General features: G+C 72.1%; 13 protein-coding genes. 11 read left to right on the top strand and 2 right to left on the bottom strand.

Annotated elements, in window-relative coordinates; all coding sequences use genetic code 11:
• Positions 1 to 135 precede the first annotated feature (135 nt).
• A complete protein-coding gene (locus ACIF83_RS15785) occupies positions 136 to 3,759 on the top strand; it encodes a glycosyltransferase (protein ID WP_399727207.1) in 3,624 nt (1,207 codons plus the stop codon).
• Positions 3,756 to 5,264, top strand: a complete 1,509-nt coding sequence (locus tag ACIF83_RS15780; protein WP_399727204.1) for a DUF5719 family protein — start codon at positions 3,756 to 3,758, stop codon at positions 5,262 to 5,264. The genes ACIF83_RS15785 and ACIF83_RS15780 overlap by 4 nt, the downstream gene beginning before the upstream one ends.
• 71 nt (positions 5,265 to 5,335) lie before the next feature.
• Here ACIF83_RS15780 and ACIF83_RS15775 read toward each other — a convergent pair whose 3' ends face one another.
• On the bottom strand, positions 5,336 to 5,788 hold the full coding sequence (locus ACIF83_RS15775; protein WP_393472668.1) for a metallopeptidase family protein: 453 nt from the start codon (positions 5,786 to 5,788) through the stop codon (positions 5,336 to 5,338).
• A 306-nt stretch (positions 5,789 to 6,094) separates the two neighbouring features.
• Between ACIF83_RS15775 and ACIF83_RS15770 the strand changes: the two genes are divergently transcribed.
• From ACIF83_RS15770 to ACIF83_RS15735, 8 genes are all read left to right on the top strand, one after another.
• On the top strand, positions 6,095 to 6,517 hold the full coding sequence (locus tag ACIF83_RS15770; RefSeq protein ID WP_351812215.1) for a DUF3499 domain-containing protein: 423 nt from the start codon (positions 6,095 to 6,097) through the stop codon (positions 6,515 to 6,517).
• Between the two features lie 162 nt (positions 6,518 to 6,679).
• Positions 6,680 to 8,044 carry a phosphomannomutase/phosphoglucomutase gene (locus ACIF83_RS15765; RefSeq protein WP_393471369.1) on the top strand — a complete coding sequence of 455 codons (1,365 nt, stop codon included), beginning with the start codon at positions 6,680 to 6,682 and terminating at the stop codon, positions 8,042 to 8,044.
• A 223-nt stretch (positions 8,045 to 8,267) separates the two neighbouring features.
• The gene (locus tag ACIF83_RS15760; protein ID WP_007382472.1) at positions 8,268 to 8,438 is read left to right on the top strand and encodes a Trm112 family protein; all 171 of its coding nucleotides are present in this window, start codon (positions 8,268 to 8,270) and stop codon (positions 8,436 to 8,438) included.
• 86 nt (positions 8,439 to 8,524) lie between these two features.
• Entirely contained in the window at positions 8,525 to 9,652 is a 1,128-nt protein-coding gene (locus ACIF83_RS15755; RefSeq protein ID WP_393471366.1) for an SIS domain-containing protein, read from the top strand.
• Between the two features lie 97 nt (positions 9,653 to 9,749).
• Positions 9,750 to 10,901, top strand: a complete 1,152-nt coding sequence (gene manA / locus ACIF83_RS15750) for a mannose-6-phosphate isomerase, class I (RefSeq protein WP_399727199.1) — start codon at positions 9,750 to 9,752, stop codon at positions 10,899 to 10,901.
• A 132-nt stretch (positions 10,902 to 11,033) separates the two neighbouring features.
• Complete coding sequence (locus tag ACIF83_RS15745) at positions 11,034 to 12,014, top strand: cation diffusion facilitator family transporter (protein WP_393471360.1); 981 nt, start codon at positions 11,034 to 11,036, stop codon at positions 12,012 to 12,014.
• A 568-nt stretch (positions 12,015 to 12,582) separates the two neighbouring features.
• Positions 12,583 to 14,040: an adenosylhomocysteinase gene (gene ahcY, locus ACIF83_RS15740; RefSeq protein ID WP_393471358.1), complete on the top strand. Its 1,458-nt coding sequence runs from the start codon at positions 12,583 to 12,585 to the stop codon at positions 14,038 to 14,040.
• A gap of 109 nt (positions 14,041 to 14,149) precedes the next feature.
• The gene (locus ACIF83_RS15735; RefSeq protein WP_393471355.1) at positions 14,150 to 14,764 is read left to right on the top strand and encodes a hypothetical protein; all 615 of its coding nucleotides are present in this window, start codon (positions 14,150 to 14,152) and stop codon (positions 14,762 to 14,764) included.
• 37 nt (positions 14,765 to 14,801) lie between these two features.
• On the opposite strand, the gene ACIF83_RS15730 is transcribed toward ACIF83_RS15735, so the two are convergent.
• A complete protein-coding gene (locus tag ACIF83_RS15730) occupies positions 14,802 to 15,842 on the bottom strand; it encodes an RDD family protein (RefSeq protein WP_399727194.1) in 1,041 nt (346 codons plus the stop codon).
• A gap of 143 nt (positions 15,843 to 15,985) precedes the next feature.
• Between ACIF83_RS15730 and ACIF83_RS15725 the strand changes: the two genes are divergently transcribed.
• Positions 15,986 to 16,993 (top strand): stage II sporulation protein M, encoded by a 1,008-nt coding sequence (locus ACIF83_RS15725; RefSeq protein ID WP_399727191.1) that lies wholly within the window; start codon positions 15,986 to 15,988, stop codon positions 16,991 to 16,993.
• Positions 16,994 to 17,389: the final 396 nt, after the last annotated feature.

The raw sequence follows: 17,389 nt of genomic DNA, 5'->3' as shown, positions 1-17,389 counted from the left end.
TGCCAGTGGGTTATCCACAGGCGGCGGGCCGTCGTCATGGCCAGCCGATAGTGTGGTCGCTCGTCCGAGACGCCCCGCTGCCCCCCGTGGGCACAGGCGTCCACCGCAGTCCATCGAACCGGGGCCCGTACCTCGATGTCCGTGCACAGCCATACGGCAGCCCAAGAGCAGGCTGCCACTCCTGAGTTCCCGCGTCATGTGGTGACCGCGGTCCTCGTCTCCCACGACGGCGCCCGCTGGCTGCCCGACGCGCTCGCCGGGCTGCTCGGCCAGGAGCGCCCCGTCCAGTACGCGGTGGCGGCCGACACCGGCAGCGCGGACGACTCCGCCCAGCTGGTCACCGAGGCCCTCGGCGACGACCGCGTGCTGCACCTCGCCCGGCGCACCGGCTTCGGCCAGGCCGTCGAGGAGGCGTGCCGCACCGTCCCCGTCCTCACCCCGGACGAGCTGCCGTACCTCAAGCGCCCCAGCGGCTGGGACCCGGTCACCCGCTCGTGGCGCGACGACGCCTACGACATGCCCGAACTGCCGCACGGCGAGCCCGTCCAGTGGCTGTGGCTGCTGCACGACGACTGCGCGCCCGAACCCGACGCCCTCGCCCAGCTGCTCCGCGTCGTCGAGAACGAGATCGAACTGGGCCGCGACGACGTGGCGGTCGTCGGCCCCAAGCTGCGCGGCTGGTACGACCGCAGGCAACTGCTGGAGGTCGGCGTCTCCATCGCCAACTCCGGCCGCCGCTGGACCGGCCTGGACCGCCGCGAACAGGACCAGGGCCAGCACGACCACGTCCGCACCGTGCTGTCCGTATCCACCGCCGGCATGCTCATCCGCCGCGACGTTTTCGAACAGCTCGGCGGATTCGACCGCCGGCTGCCCCTGATGCGCGACGACGTCGACCTGTGCTGGCGCGCCCACCAGGCCGGACACCGCGTCCTCATCGCCCCCGAGGCGGTCGTTCGGCACGCCGAGGCGGCCTCCCGCGAGCGCCGTACCGTCGACTGTGTGGGCCGCACCGCCGCTTCCCCGCACAAGGTCGACAAGGCCGGCGCCGTCTACACCCTCCTCGTCAACGCCCGTGCCGCCGTGCTGCCCTGGGTGCTGCTGCGGCTCGTCCTCGGCACCCTCCTGCGGACCGTCGCCTATCTCGTCGGCAAGGTCCCGGGACAGGCCGTCGACGAGATCCGCGGCCTGCTCGGCACCCTGCTGCGGCCCGAGCGGATCCTCGCCGGACGGCGCCGCCGCGGAGCCTCGCAGATCGACAAGGGCGAACTGCGCCAGCTCTTCCCGCCGCCCGGCGCCACCGTCCGCGCCACCGTGGAACAGATCGCCGGCAACTTCTCCGGCGGCTCCGACACCGACACCGCCTCGGCCGGCCGGCACGGCGGCGCCGTGGAGTCGGGTCCCGGCGGCGACGACGCCGAATTCCTGGAGATCGAGCAGTTCGCCCGGCTCAAGCGGATCGCCCGCAAGCCCGGCCCGGTGCTCTTCCTGGCTCTCCTCCTCGTCTCCCTCGCCGCCTGCCGCGCCCTGCTCGGCGGTGGCGCGCTCGCGGGCGGCGCCCTGCTGCCCGCCCCGGCCGACGCCGGCGACCTCTGGTCCCGCTTCGCGGACAGCTGGCACCCCGTCGGCGCCGGCGGCACCCCGTCCGCACCGCCCTACCTCGCCGTCGTGGCGGCGCTCGCGTCGATCCTGTTCGGCTCCACCGGGCTCGCGGTCACCGTCCTGCTGGTCTGCTCGGTGCCGCTGGCCGGCTTCACCGCCTACTTCGCCTCCCGGCCGCTCGTCACCTCCCGCCTGCTGCGCGCCTGGGCGGCCATCGCCTACGCCTTCCTGCCCGCCGCCACCGGCGCCCTGGCCGGCGGCCGCATCGGCACCGCCGTCCTCGCCGTGCTGCTGCCGCTCATCGCGCGCGCGGGCATCGCCGCGAGCGGCCTCGCCCATGCCTCCGGCGCGCGCGGCAGCTGGCGCGCCACCTGGGCGTACGCGCTGCTGCTGACCGTCACCACCGCGTTCACGCCGATCGTCTGGCCCATCGCCCTGATCCTCGGCCTCGGCGTGCTGGTCCTGCGCCGCGGCGACCTCGTCGCCCACGGCCTGCGCTTCGTCGCCCAGCTCGGCACCCCGCTGCTGGTCCTCGCCCCCTGGTCGCTCACCCTGCTCCCGACCGGCTTCTTCAAGGAAGCGGGCCTGGAGTACGGATCCTCGTCCGCCACCGCGCTCGACCTGCTCGGCGCGAGCCCGGGCGGCCCCGGCACCGTCCACGGCCTGATGCTCATCGGCATCGTCCTCGCCGCCCTGGCCGCACTCCTGCGCTCCGAACGCCAGTTGGGCATCCGGACCGCCTGGGCGGTCGCCCTGGTCGGCCTCGTCTTCGGCGTCCTGTCCAACCACTCCACCTGGGCCGGACCCGCCACCCTCGTCTACGGCATCGCCCTGCTGGCCGCCGCCGCGCTCGGCGCCGACGGGGCACGCGCGCGCGTGGCCGAGCAGAGCTTCGGCTGGCGCCAGCCGGTCGCCGCCCTCATCGCCTTCGCCTCGGCCGCGGGCCCGCTGCTCGTCGCCGCCGGCTGGATGATCCGCGGCGCCGACGGCCCGCTGGAGCGCCGCGACCCGGTGCAGGTCCCCGCGTTCGTCGCAGAGGACGCCACCACCGCCGACCAGGCCCGCACCCTGATCCTCGACAGCGACTCCACCGCGCGCGTGCGCTACACCCTCGTCCGCGGCTCCGGCGCCCGCCTGGGAGACGCCGAACTCGCCGCCGCCGACGGCGAGAACGCCAAGCTCGACAAGGTCGTCGCCAACCTCGTCGCCGGCTCCGGCGCCGACCAGGCCGGCCAGCTCGGCGGCTTCGCGGTCCGCTACGTCCTCGTCCACAAGGGCGCACCCCGCGAGATCACCCGCGTCCTGGACGCCACGCACGGCCTGAGCAGGCTCAGCCAGCAGAACGGCAGCGCCCTGTGGCGGGTCGACCAGCAGGTCTCCCGCGCCACCATCGTGTCCGCGGGCGGCTCCGGCGCCGCCCAGCCCGTCGCCGCCGGGCCGGTGGAGATCCACACCACCGTCCCCTCGGGCGCGGGCAGTCGCGTCCTGCGCCTGGCCGACGCCACCGCCGACGGCTGGACGGCCACCCTGGACGGCAGGCCGCTCACCCGCACCACGGTCGACGGCTGGGCCCAGGGCTTCCAGCTGCCCGCCACCGGCGGCAGGCTCGACGTCACCTACGACGCCCCGGTCACCCACACCGCCTGGCTGTGGACCCAGGGCGCGCTCGCCGTCGTCCTCGTCGTCCTCGCCCTGCCCGGCCGCCGCCGCGACATCGACGACGACCTCCCCGAGGAGCAGCCGCTGCCCGCCCAGGCCACCGCGGGCGAGGGCCGCCGCGCCCGCCGCCTGCGCGCCCAGGCCGAGGAAGCGGCCGACCAGGAACAGCCCGGCGTGCCTCCCGTCCCGGAGGAGGTCCCGGCCGCCGTCCCGCACCAGCAGCAGTACGCCGACTGGGACGCCGCGTCCTACCAGGCCACCGAGTACACCGGCTACGGCACCGACCAGTACCAGGGCGCGGGCCAGTACCCGGCAGGCGGTTACGACCAGCAGGCGTACCAGCCCGATCCGTACCAGAACGGCCAGTACGACCCCTACGCCTACGGCGGTACGGACGGGCAGATGCCGTACGACCCGACGGCGTACCAGCAGGGCTACGACCAGGCCCAGCACCCCTACGGCACCGGCAGCGAGCGCCCCGACGGGAGCCAGCAGTGAACCGCACGACCCTGTCCCTGATCGCCGGCACGACCGCACTGGCAGCCGTCACCGCCTTCGCCGCGCTCGACACACCGTCCGCGTCCGGCGCGAGCACCGCCAAGGCGGCCGCCGAGCTGCCCGTGGAGCGCGCCAGCCTGGTGTGCCCCGCGCCCAGCCTCTCCGACATCGCCGACACGTCGTACACGTCGTTCACGCCCGTGACCAAGGACGCGGCGAGCGGCGGCAAGGCCGAACTCCAGGCGGCCACCGAGCAGTCGGCGGACGGCACGAGCGGCACCAAGACCGGCAAGGGCACCAAGAAGAAGGCCGAGAAGCCGGTCCTCACCCCGAAGGAACCCGGCACACCGGTCACCGGTGACACCTCCGGTGCCGACGGGCCCGCGCTGGTCGGCACAGCCGACGGGAAGTTCGCGCCGGGCTGGACCGTCCAGGAGACCACCGAGATCGTCGCGGGTACCGGCCGCGGCCTCCAGGGCGTCAACTGCACCGCCCCGGACACCGAGTTCTGGTTCCCGGGCGCCAGCACGGCCACCGACCGCACCGACTACGTGCACCTCACCAACCCGGACGACTCCGCCGCGGTCGTCGACATCGAGCTGTACGGCAAGGGCGGCGCGATCAAGTCCACGGTGCCGGACGGCTTCACGATCCCCCCGCACTCGAGCAAGCCCATCCTCCTGTCCACCCTCACCGACGAGCAGCAGACCGACCTGACGGTGCACGTCAACGTGCGCAGCGGGCGGGTCGGCGCGGCGGTGCAGGCCCTGGACGACAAGGTGGGCGGCGACTGGCTGGCCGCGGCCGCCGACCCGGCCGGCAGCCTGGTCCTGCCCGGCATCCCGAAGGACGCCACCGACGTCCGCCTCATCGCCTTCACGCCCGGCGACGCCGACGCGGACCTGAAGGTCCGCCTGGCCTCGCCCGACGGCCTGATCACCCCGGCCGGGAACGAGACTCTGCACGTCAAGTCAGGCATGACCACCGCGGCCGACCTCCGCGACGTCACCCGCGGCGAGGCGGGCTCCCTGGTGCTGACGCCCACGGACCAGTCGGTCCCGGTCGTGGCGGCACTGCGCGTGATCCGCGGCAAGGGAGCCAAACAGGAGACGGCGTTCATCCCCGCCACGGCCCCCGTCGGCACGCGCGCGACGTCGGCCGACAACAGCGGCAAGTCCTCGACCCTCTCCCTGACCGCCCCCACCGCGACGGTCACGGTCAAGGTCACCGCCTCGGCGGGCAGCGAGGGCGGCACCCCGGTGACGAAGACCTACACGATCAAGTCCGGCACCACCCAGGACATTTCGGCCCCCGTCCCCTCAGGTCTGAAGGGCACCTACGCCCTCACGGTGGAACCCACCTCGGACGCCCCCCTCTACGGCGCCCGAACCCTCTCGGCCACAGAATCCGGCATCCCGGGCTTCACCATCCAAACCATCCCGAGTGACCGAGGTCTGGTGGCGGTACCGGAAGCGGACGAGGACTTGTCGGTACTGCAGAAGTAGCCGGTCAGGAGCGGGGCCGGGGCGAAGCCGACCCCCGGCCGACCGCGGCAACGGGCAACCGGAAAACCCGGCTAGTCCTCCCCGTAGCGAGGATCAACGGTCTCCGGAGTCAGCCCCAACAGCTCGGCCACCTGCTCCACCACCACCTCGTGCACCAGCGCGGCCCGCTCGTCCCGCCCCTTGGTCCGGATCTCCACCGGCCGCCGGTACACCACGACCCGAGCCCGCCGTCCGTCCCGCGCAGGAATGATCCCGCCCAACGGCACAGCCTCGTCGCTCCACGCCTCGGTGCTCCGCCCCTCCAGCCGAGGCACCTCGAGCACCAGAAAGTCGATGTCGGCCAGCTGCGGCCACCGCCGCTCGAGACGCTCCACGGAGTCCTGCACGAGGTCGGCGAACACCTCGGCGCGGCTGGCCGCCAACGGCACCTGCGGCGGCGCGATAGGCCCCCTCATGCCCCGCCCGTGACGATCACGTCGACGGGGCCCGGGGCCGGCGGCACGGGGCGGTACACGGTTGTCCATCACTGGTGAAGCGTAGTCCCCGTACGCTCGCCCCGCCCGGCGCCCGCGCGGCAACCGGCCCCCGACCGCACGGCGATCGGCCACCGACACCCCCGTGTCACAGGATGACCATTCCGGCCAAGGTCTGGCTCGTTTCCGTAACCCTCCAAGACCGCCGAACTCAAGGCAATTGACGTTGTTTGTACCGACTCATGACCTGGCGGATTCCCGACCGGCACCTCCAACAGGCCCGTCCCCGCAGGTCAGAAGGGCGTGTTCGGAGGGGTGTGTGGGGCGTCTCACAGCACGACACGGTGGAGTGACCTGGTGGAGAGTCGTCGCGGCCCGCTCAAGAGTGCGGTACCGTCCAACGTCGTGAGCCCTGTACGTCGCTGTTCGCGAACCGCCTGCGGCCGACCCGCCGTCGCGACGCTGACGTACGTCTACGCCGACTCGACCGCGGTCCTCGGCCCGCTCGCCACCTACGCCGAACCCCACTGCTACGACCTGTGTGCCGAGCACTCCGAGCGCCTCACCGCCCCGCGTGGCTGGGAGGTCGTCCGTCTTCTCGACGGCTCCGCTCCCGCACGGCCCAGCGGCGACGATCTCGAAGCGCTTGCCAACGCCGTGCGCGAGGCGGCCCGCCCCCAGGAGCGCGCGGCCCAGGCGGGCGGCGGAGGGCGTACGGCGGACCCCATGGAGGTCGCCCGCCGCGGCCACCTGCGCGTCCTGCGTTCCCCGGACAACTGAGCCCCGCCCAACGGCAGTCGGCCCTCAGGCGTCACCCCGCACCACCCCCGCCCCGCGTTACGGCTCAGAGGCGCCTCAGGGTCCACTTGGTGTCCGCACACCCGCCCCTTACCCCTGACGGGTAGTTTGTGGGCACCCATAGGACTTTCAGGAGGGTTGGCCGTGGCTGCTGATCTGTCGCAGATCGTGAAGGCGTACGACGTACGCGGAGTGGTCCCGGACCAGTGGGACGAGTCGCTGGCCGGCCTCTTCGGTGCCGCCTTCGCCGAGGTGACGGGTGCGGTGGCGATCGTCGTCGGCCACGACATGCGCCCCTCGTCCCCCGCCCTGTCCCGCGCCTTCGCACGCGGTGCGGCGGACCGCGGCGTGGACGTCACCGAGATCGGCCTGTGCTCCACGGACCAGCTGTACTACGCCTCCGGCGCGCTGAACCTCCCGGGCGCGATGTTCACGGCCTCCCACAACCCGGCGCAGTACAACGGGATCAAGATGTGCCGCGCGGGCGCCGCCCCCGTCGGCCAGGACACGGGCCTCACGCAGATCCGTGAACTGGCCGAGCGCTGGCTGGAGTCGGGTGCCCCCGAACCGGTCGCCGAGCCGGGAACCCTCACCACGCGCGAGACGTTGGAGGATTACGCGGCGCACCTCCGCTCCCTCGTCGACCTGACCTCCATCCGCCCCCTGAAGGTCGTGGTCGACGCCGGTAACGGCATGGGCGGCCATACGGTCCCCACGGTCTTCGCCGGCCTGCCCCTGACCGTCGTCCCGATGTACTTCGAACTGGACGGCACCTTCCCGAACCACGAGGCCAACCCGCTCGACCCGGCCAACATCGTGGACCTGCAGAAGCGGGTCCCGGAGGAGGGAGCCGACCTGGGCATCGCCTTCGACGGCGACGCCGACCGCTGCTTCGTCGTGGACGAGAACGGCGACCCGGTCTCCCCGTCGGCGATCACCGCGCTGGTCGCCGCCCGCGAGCTGGCCCGCAACGGCGGCAGGGGCACGGTGATCCACAACCTGATCACCTCCCGCACGGTCCCGGAGGTGGTGAAGGAGAACGGCGGCACCCCGGCCCGTACCCGCGTCGGCCATTCCTTCATCAAGGCCGAGATGGCCCGCTCCGGCGCGATCTTCGGCGGCGAGCACTCCGCCCACTACTACTTCAAGGACTTCTGGAACGCCGACACGGGCATGCTGGCGGCCCTGCACGTCCTCGCGGCCCTCGGCGGACAGGACGGCCCCCTGTCCGCCCTCGTCGCGCAGTACGACCGCTACGCGGGCTCCGGCGAGATCAACTCCACGGTCGCCGACCAGACCGCCCGCCTCGCCGCGATCCGCGCCGCCTACGAGGGCCGCCCCGGCATCACCCTCGACGACCTCGACGGCCTCACGGTCTCCGCCGCCGACTGGTGGTTCAACGTCCGCCCGTCCAACACGGAGCCCCTCCTCCGGCTGAACGCCGAGGCGAAGGACGAGGCAACGATGACCCAGATCCGAGACGAGGCACTGGCGATCATCAGGGCCTGACCCACGAAACCCGCCCCTGAGGCCCCCCTGCCCTTCCGGACCAGGTGAGCCGTATCACCGGGACCTCGCTTCTCAGCCGATCGAGACGGGTGCGCGGGTGGGAAAAAAGTCCGGGTGCCCAGGGGACAGAGCCCCTGGGCGGCACGCAAGCCCAGCTCAACCCACCCACCAGCGGTACGCTGACCGGACATCAGCAAAGCCGTCACCCCCGAAGGGAAACCCCATGCCGCTCGAAGCCGGCCTTCTGGAGATCCTCGCCTGCCCTGCCTGCCACGCCCCCCTCAAGGAGCAGGACACCGAGCTGATCTGCACCGGCCAGGACTGCGGCCTGGCGTACCCCGTCCGTGACGGCATCCCGGTCCTGCTCGTCGACGAGGCCCGCCGCCCCGCGTAAGTGGCCCACCGCCCCGCAACGGCGAGGCGCCCACCCCCGCGCTCGACCCCCCGCACAGGACCCCCGGCGATCGGAGGCTGCCGCCCATGCTCGACGAATCGCTGCTCGACGCCCCGGAGGGCCTCGCCGAGGCCGACCGACGAGGCCTCCTCCGCGGCGCGGCGGAGGCCGGCGCCCGCGTCCGCACCGCGGCCCGGCACGCCATCGAGGCCGGCGTCGGCGACCTCAAGCCCGACGGACGGCCCCGCGCCGTCCTGATCGCGGGCCCGGGAGCAGCCGCCACCCACACGGCCGACTTCATCAGCAGCCTCGCCGGCCCCGGCAGCCCCGTCACCCGATTGGCCCCGACGGGCGTCGCCCCGGCCGCGGGCGCCCTGCGCTGGGACCTCCCGGGCTGGGCCGGCTCCGTGGACCTGCTGCTGATCGCCACCCCGGACGGCACCGAACCCAGCCTCTCCATGCTGGCCGAGCAGGCCTACCGCCGCGGGTCCTCGGTCGTCGCCGTGGCTCCCGCCGGCACCCCGCTCGCCGAGGCGATGGCGGGCGCGCACGGCCTGTTCGTACCGATGGCGACGTCGCCCTACGACCAGGAAGAACCCCTCGCCGCGTCCTCCTCGGGCGTCTTCTGGGCCCTGCTCACCCCGCTGCTGGCCCTTCTCGACCGCATCGGTCTGCTCACCGCCGGGCCGGACGCCCTGGAGAAGGTCGCCGACCGCCTGGACAACATCGCCGAACGCTGCGGCCCGGCCATCGCGACCTACAGCAACCCAGCCAAGACCCTGGCCGCCGAGCTCGCCGACGCGCTGCCCGTCGTCTGGACGGAGGGCAGCTCGGCCGGGCCCGCGGGCCGCCGCTTCTCCGCCGCCCTCGCCGAGCTGGCGGGCCGCCCCGCCCTGGTCGCCGAGCTCCCCGAGGCACTCGCCGCGCACAGCGCCCTGCTGGCCGGTCCCCTCGCGGCCAGCGCCGACCCCGAGGACTTCTTCCGCGACCGCGTGGAGGAGACGCCCGCGTTGCACGCGCGCGTGGTGCTGCTCCGCGACCGCCCGATCGGCGGCCTCACCGCCGCCCCCGGCGCGCGTGACCTGGCCCTCAGCCACGACACACCGATCAGCGAGCTGGAACCGGAGGAGGGCGGCGATCTGGAGACCCTCGCGGAACTGATCGCCATCACGGATTTCGCCGCCGTTTACCTGGCGCTCGCTTCCGGGGCCTGACCTTGCTCCAGGTCGTCCGGTCCCGCGCCCACCACCGGTGCGGGACCCGGCGACGGCGCCGGCCGAGCAGCGTACGCAACGGAGACAGAGAAACCACATGGACCGCCTCGACAACACCGTCCGCCCCTACGCCTGGGGTTCCCCCACCGCCATTCCGCACCTGCTCGGAGTGGAGCCGACCGGCGAACCGCAGGCGGAGATGTGGATGGGAGCACACCCGGGTGCTCCCTCGCGCACCGCGCGCGGGACGCTCGTCGAGGTCATCGACGCCGACCCGGAGAGGGAACTGGGAGCGGAGGCGGTCGCCAAGTTCGGCCCCCACCTGCCCTTCCTGCTCAAGATCCTCGCCGCCGGCGCCCCCCTCTCCCTCCAGGTGCATCCCGACCTGGCACAGGCCAAGGAGGGCTACGCCGACGAGGAGCGGCGCGGCATCCCCGTCGACGCCCCGCACCGCAACTACAAGGACGCCAACCACAAGCCGGAACTGATCTGCGCGCTCACCGAGTTCGACGGCCTGTGCGGCTTCCGTGACCCGGTCCGGGCGGCGGGTCTGCTCGACGGTCTCGGCGTCGACTCCCTGAAGCCGTACGTCGACCTGCTGCACGCACACCCCGAGGACGCGGCCCTGCGCGAGGTCCTCACGGCGGTCCTCAGCGCCGACCCGGAGGAGATGGCCCACACGGTCGCCGAGGCCACCGCCGCCTGCACCCGTCTCGGCGGCGACTACGCGCCCTACGCCGATCTCGCCCACCACTACCCGGGCGACCCCGGCGTCATCGCGGCGATGCTGCTCAACCACGTCCGCCTGCAGCCCGGCGAGGCCCTGTTCCTCGGCGCCGGCATCCCGCACGCCTACCTCAACGGCCTCGGCGTCGAGATCATGGCCAACTCCGACAACGTCCTGCGCTGCGGCCTGACCCCCAAGCACGTCGACGTCCCCGAACTCCTGCGTATCGTCCGCTTCGAGGCCGGCGACCCGGGCGTGCTGCGCCCCGAGGCCTCCCCGGACGGCGAGGAGGTCTACGAGACGCCGATCGACGAGTTCCGGCTCTCCCGGTACGTGCTCCCCGAGGGCGGCACCACCCACGACCTCACCCTGCACACCCCGCAGATCCTGCTCTGCACGGCCGGTTCCGTCCGGGCGGGCGAACACGAACTCGCCCCCGGCCAGTCGGTCTTCGTCCCCGCCGACGAGAAGGCCGAGGTGTCCGGTGCGGGCACGGTCTTCCGCGCCACTGTGATCGTATGACCGGGGCTGTGGACACCTGAGGCGTCGCCGCCCGGGCGGGCTGCAAGAATGGCCCACCGGCAAAGCACGGGCAAAGCCGGGCACACGCCCGGACGGCGTGGACGGACGAGGGCGAAGGGACAACGCGGACACATGAGCGCGTCAGGCGGTACCAAGGCGATCGTGGCGGCACTCGGCGCCAACCTCGCGATCGCGGCATCGAAGTTCGTGGCGTTCGCGTTCAGTGGCTCCTCGTCGATGCTCGCCGAGGGCGTCCACTCGCTCGCCGACTCGGGGAACCAGTTCCTGCTCCTGGTCGGCGGCAAGAAGGCCCAGCGCGAGGCGACCCCCCAGCACCCCTTCGGCTACGGCCGCGAGCGGTACATCTACGCCTTCCTCGTGTCGATCGTCCTGTTCTCCGTCGGCGGCATGTTCGCCATCTACGAGGGCTACGAGAAGATCCTGCACCCGCACCAGATCGAGCACTGGTACTGGCCGGTGGGCGTCCTCGTGTTCGCGATCATCGCCGAGGGCTTCTCGTTCCGTACGGCCATCAAGGAGTCGAACGAGCTGCGGGGCAAGCTCTCCTGGTCGCAGTTCATCCGCCGCGCCAAGGCACCCGAGCTGCCGGTGGTCCTGCTGGAGGACTTCGGCGCGCTCATCGGTCTGGTCCTCGCCCTCGGCGGCGTCGGCCTCGCCCTGCTCACCGGCGACGGTGTCTGGGACGGCATCGGCACCGTCTGCATCGGCGTCCTGCTCGTCCTGATCGCCCTGGTCCTGGCCGCGGAGACCAAGTCGCTGCTGCTCGGCGAGGCCGCGGGCATCGACGAGGTCAAGAAGATCGAGGCCGCGATCGTCGACGGCGACACCGTCACCGGCGTCATCCACATGCGCACGCTCCACCTCGGCCCCGAGGAGCTGCTGATCGCCGCCAAGATCGCCGTCCAGCACGACGACACGGCCGCCGAGGTCGCGAGCGCCATCAACGCGGCCGAGGCCCGCATCCGCGCCGCCGTCCCCATCGCCCGGGTCATCTACCTGGAGCCGGACATCTACAGCGAGGCCGAGGCCGCCAAGGGCCCGGACCCGGAGGCGACCCCGGGCGGCCCGACCCCGCACCCCGTCGGTCACTGAGGGGCCCACCCCGAGTCACCTCCACAGGCCAGGGCGCCGGCGGCACCGTCGGCGCCCTTCGCCGTCGTACCGCAGGCGCGCCCGCAGGCGTCTCGTCCGCGGCGCGGACGACAACCGCTCGCCGTGGACTCGTCGCGCGGTAACTCTTCCCCGGCCAGGAGAGAAGCCGGTGCAGGCCCGGCGGAGCGGGCACCCAACCCCCGGCTCAAAGGTGCGAAAGTCCCAGGTCATGCCGGTCTGAGGCCTTCCGCCCACGCTCTCCCGCCACCTGCCGACCAGCCCGCGAAACCCCGCTCCGACCCCCGGCCACGTCCCCGGAACGACCTGAACTGTTCGCATGCGGACTGGGGACGACCCGGACCTCCGGTGTAGCTTGGGACGGAGCCAGACGTCGCTGCTGATGGCGGTCGGGCGGTCCCCCTGCGGACCGACCGAGGGAGAGAGGGCCTCCGACGGACTGCGCTGCGCGGACGTGGGCATGCCTGTGCCTCTTCTCGGGCACCCCTGTGTCCGCAGCCGCGCAGACCAGCCGTACCCACCTCGACCCAACCCCGAGGAGCAGCTCGCAATGACGACTGTCGAGAACCGACAGGACTTCAAGGTCGCCGACCTCTCCCTGGCCGAGTTCGGCCGCAAGGAGATCACCCTCGCCGAGCACGAGATGCCGGGCCTCATGGCGATCCGCAAGGAGTACGCCGAGGCGCAGCCCCTCGCCGGCGCCCGTGTCACCGGCTCCCTGCACATGACCGTGCAGACCGCCGTGCTCATCGAGACCCTCGTCGCCCTGGGCGCGCAGGTCCGCTGGGCGTCCTGCAACATCTTCTCCACCCAGGACCACGCGGCCGCCGCCATCGCCGTCGGCCCGAACGGCACGCCCGACAACCCGCAGGGCATCCCGGTCTTCGCCTGGAAGGGCGAGACCCTGGAGGAGTACTGGTGGTGCACCGAGCAGGCGCTGACCTGGCCGGACAGCCCCACCGGCGGCCCGAACATGATCCTGGACGACGGCGGTGACGCCACCCTCCTCGTCCACAAGGGCGTCGAGTACGAGAAGGACGGCAAGGTCCCCGGTCTGGAGACCGCCGAGTCCGACGAGCACCGCGTCATCCTCCAGCTGCTGCACCGCACCCTGGGCGAGGACCCCCAGAAGTGGACCCAGCTGGCCTCCGAGATCCGCGGTGTCACCGAGGAGACCACCACCGGCGTCCACCGCCTGTACGAGATGCAGCGCGACGGCGTCCTTCTCTTCCCGGCGATCAACGTCAACGACGCCGTCACCAAGTCGAAGTTCGACAACAAGTACGGCTGCCGCCACTCCCTGGTCGACGGCATCAACCGCGCCACCGACGTCCTGATCGGCGGCAAGACCGCTGTCGTCTGCGGCTACGGCGACGTCGGCAAGGGCTGCGCCGAGTCCCTGCGCGGCCAGGGCGCCCGCGTGATCGTCACCGAGATCGACCCGATCTGCGCCCTGCAGGCGGCGATGGACGGCTACCAGGTCACGACCCTCGAAGAGGTCATCGACAAGGCCGACATCTTCATCACCACGACCGGCAACAAGGACATCATCATGGCCTCGGACATGGCCAAGATGAAGCACCAGGCCATCGTCGGCAACATCGGCCACTTCGACAACGAGATCGACATGGCCGGCCTCGCCAAGGTCCCCGGCATCGTCAAGGACGAGGTCAAGCCGCAGGTCCACACCTGGACCTTCCCGGACGGCAAGAAGATCATCGTGCTGTCCGAGGGCCGCCTGCTGAACCTGGGCAACGCCACCGGGCACCCGTCGTTCGTGATGTCCAACTCCTTCGCTGACCAGACCCTGGCCCAGATCGAGCTGTTCACCAAGCCCGACGAGTACCCGACCGGCGTCTACACGCTGCCCAAGCACCTCGACGAGAAGGTCGCCCGTCTCCACCTGGACGCGCTCGGCGTGAAGCTCACCCAGCTGCGCCCCGAGCAGGCCGCGTACATCGGCGTGGAGGTCGACGGCCCGTACAAGTCGGACCACTACCGCTACTGAGTTCGTAGGTCCGCAGCCAGTTCCTCCGAGGCAGGCCCCCGCACCCCCGTGCCGGGGGCCTGCCCCTTTGGTCTCAGGCCGGACCCACCCGTCAAGCCCCAGGACCCCCATGCCGCGCGGCCGCTATTCGCTCCACGATCCGCACGATCACACCCCCCTCGCAGAAGAACACTTCCAGTGCGCCCCCGGCCCGTCCGGCTGGCGCTACGTCTCCCAGCTGACCACCCCCGCGGGAGACCACAGCGGCTCGGTCGACCTCACCCTGGACGACCTCGGGCGGCCCATCCGCCTCGAACTCCACGCGGGAGGCTGGCAGGTACGCGGCGCCGCCCTCGACGGCGTCACCTGGGTCCGTACCGACCCCACCGGAACCCAGGCCACCGAAGGCAATGTGCGCGCCCATGCCTTCACCGGCACGTCCCCCGCGTTCCTGGTCGCCACCGCCCGTCTGCTGCGCCTCACCCCCTCGTCCGCCGCCACCCGCGTACGCCTCGTGGCCTTCACGGACCCGGTCCTCGCCCCCCGCACCGTGGACCAGTCCTGGGCCTTGGTGAACAGCGAAGCACACGCCACCGACAACGGCCCCCTGACCGTGGACGAATACCAGGTCACAGCCCTGGACACGGGCGAACGGCACACCGTGCACATCGCCGGGGACGTGGTCCTGTCCGCGCCCGGAATCGAGCTGGAAGACCTCCAGTCACCGCCGTCGAGATTCGACTGAGCCGACGCCGCCCGAGCCGTCGGCGCGACGCAGCCTGCTACGCCGGCGGAGCGAACCCGGTGGAACCGGAACCCTTGGCCGGCGGGTCGGACGGTGACTCGTCCCGCTGCGTCGACGCGGGCGGCACGACCGGAGCCTGGGACTGCGGCGGGCCCGGCGCCTGGGACGGGCCGGGCTGACCGGGATTCTGCGGCCAGAGCGGCGCCTGCTGCTGATACCCGTTCGCCACGGGCGTCCGAGGCACCGGCGGAGGATAGCCACCGGGCACGGCACCAGCGGGCACGCCGGGCGCGAAGCCGGCGGGCGCACCCCCGGCCACCACGGGCCCCGGGCCCCCGAAGGCCTGCCGCGCCTCGCGAGCCTGCCGCTCATGGACCACAGCCGCCAGGAAGGCGGCCGGGTGCACGCCCTGCGGCGCCGGGGCCCCCGTGCGAGCCGCGAGATCGGCCGCGAGCCGCTGACCCATGTCCCAGGACACCTGAGGATCGAGCTGCTGCATCCGCGTCAGGTACTGCCGGACGGCGAGCCACAGTCCATCCGGCACGGCCGACAGGTCCAGCTCGGCGAACCGCCCCGCGAGCCCCGGCGGAGGCGGAGGCACGAGACCGGCCCGCCCCACGGGAATCCGCTCGCGTACGACCAGGGTGCCCGCGAAGACGTCCCCGAGCCGCCGGCCCCGCGCCGACACCAGCGAGGCGATGCAGGCCACGATCCCGAACGTCATCAGGATCTCGACCACACCGATCGCGCCCCGCACCAGCGCGTGCCGGAACCGGATGGGCCCACCGTCGTCCCGTACCACGCGCAGCCCGAACGCCAGCTTCCCGAGCGAGCGCCCATGACTGAGCGTCTCCACCGCGATCGGACCGCCGACCAGCACCAACATGAAGGTCGCGATCGACACCGCGAGCTGGGCCGCCTCGTCCAACGACGAAGTCGCGGCCACCAGCGCGACGGTCACGCCTATGTACACGAGCACCGCCACGACCAGGTCCAGCAGCACCGCCAACGCCCTGCTCGGCAGCTTGGCCGGGCGCAGTTCCAGCGCCACCGCCTCGCCGGTCACCAGCTCACTCACGCCCGCCGCCCTTCCCCTGGTCTGCCCCGTGAAGCGCAAGTCTGCCAAGCTGAGGGCGCATCGCGCTGCAGTAGGACAAGCTGACAGCATCACGAGCCTCCACCAAGAGCAGTGGACGACCAGCCGAGGAGCAGGCAGACCCGATGGACCTGGACGTCTTCGTCTCCGCACACCGAGCCGAATGGGACCGCCTCGACGCCCTGCTCCGCCGCCAGCGCCGCCTCAACGGCGCCGAGGCCGACGAACTCGTCGCCCTCTACCAGCGCACCGCCACCCACCTGTCCCTCATCCAGTCCAGCGCTCCCGATCCACAGCTGACGGGACGGCTCAGCCAACTTGTGGCACGCGCGCGCAGCGCCGTCACCGGAACCCGCCGTGCCTCATGGCGCGACGTCACGCGCTTCCTCGGTCAGGGATTCCCCGCCGCGGTCTATCGCGCGCGCCACTGGTGGGTGCCCACCGCGCTCATCTCCACCACCATCGCGATCCTTCTGGGCTGGTGGATAGGCACCCACCCGGACGTGCAGTCGACCATCGCGGCCCCCAGCCAGCTGCGCGAGCTGACCCGCCCCGGCGGCGAGTACGAGACCTACTACTCGAGCCACCCTGCGGCCTCCTTCGCCGCCCAGGTGTGGACGAACAACGCCCGGGCAGCCGCGATGTGCCTGGTCCTGGGCGTCTTCCTCGGTCTGCCCGTCCTCTGGATCCTCTTCGAGAACATGCTCAACCTGGGCGTCGGCATCGGCCTGATGTCCTCCGCCGGCCGCCTCGACACCTTCCTCGGACTGATCCTCCCGCACGGCCTGCTCGAACTGACCGCGGTCTTCGTCGCCGCCGGCACCGGTCTCCGGCTGGGCTGGACCGTCATCGACCCGGGCCCCCGAAGCCGCCGTACCGCTCTTGCCGAGGAGGGCCGGGCCGCCGTGGGTATGGCGATAGGCCTTGCCCTGGTCCTGTTCGTCTCCGGCGCCATCGAAGGCTTCGTCACCCCGTCCGGCCTCCCCACCTGGGCCCGCATCGGCATAGGGGTCGCGGCCGAGGTGGCCTTCCTGACGTACGTCTATGTCCTCGGCGGCCGCGCGGTGCGCTCCGGCGAGACGGGTGACCTCGACGCGACCGAACGCAGTACGACCGTCCCCACGGCCGCCTGATGTGCGTTCGGGGCCTGTGAGCTGCTAGTCTCCTCTGCGCCCCGCAAGACCCGTTGACACGGGTGGAGTGGGGAGGTAGATTCAATGAGTTGCCTAGAACTGGACAGTTCAGGGCTGATCGTTTAGAGTCTGTCTGCTTCCCGAGGCGTCGCGACTGTGACCCTGAGAAGCACCCCCGACTTACTACTCAGAAATGAGCGGCCGGTCAGACCGGCCAAAGACTTCTGATAAAGTCGGAGCCGCCGAAAAGGAAACCGCGAGAGCGGAAACCTGGAAAGCGCCGAGGAAATCGGATCGAGAGAAGGTCTGATAGAGTCGGAAACACCGAAGGGAAGCCCGGAGGAAAGCCCGAGAGGGTGAGTACAAAGGAAGCGACCGTTCCTTGAGAACTCAACA

This window comes from Streptomyces sp. NPDC085866, assembly GCF_044541035.1.
Classification (GTDB): domain Bacteria; phylum Actinomycetota; class Actinomycetes; order Streptomycetales; family Streptomycetaceae; genus Streptomyces.
The sequence above is the reverse complement of the archived record's forward strand: the minus strand, read 5'-3'. Positions and strand labels throughout refer to the sequence as shown.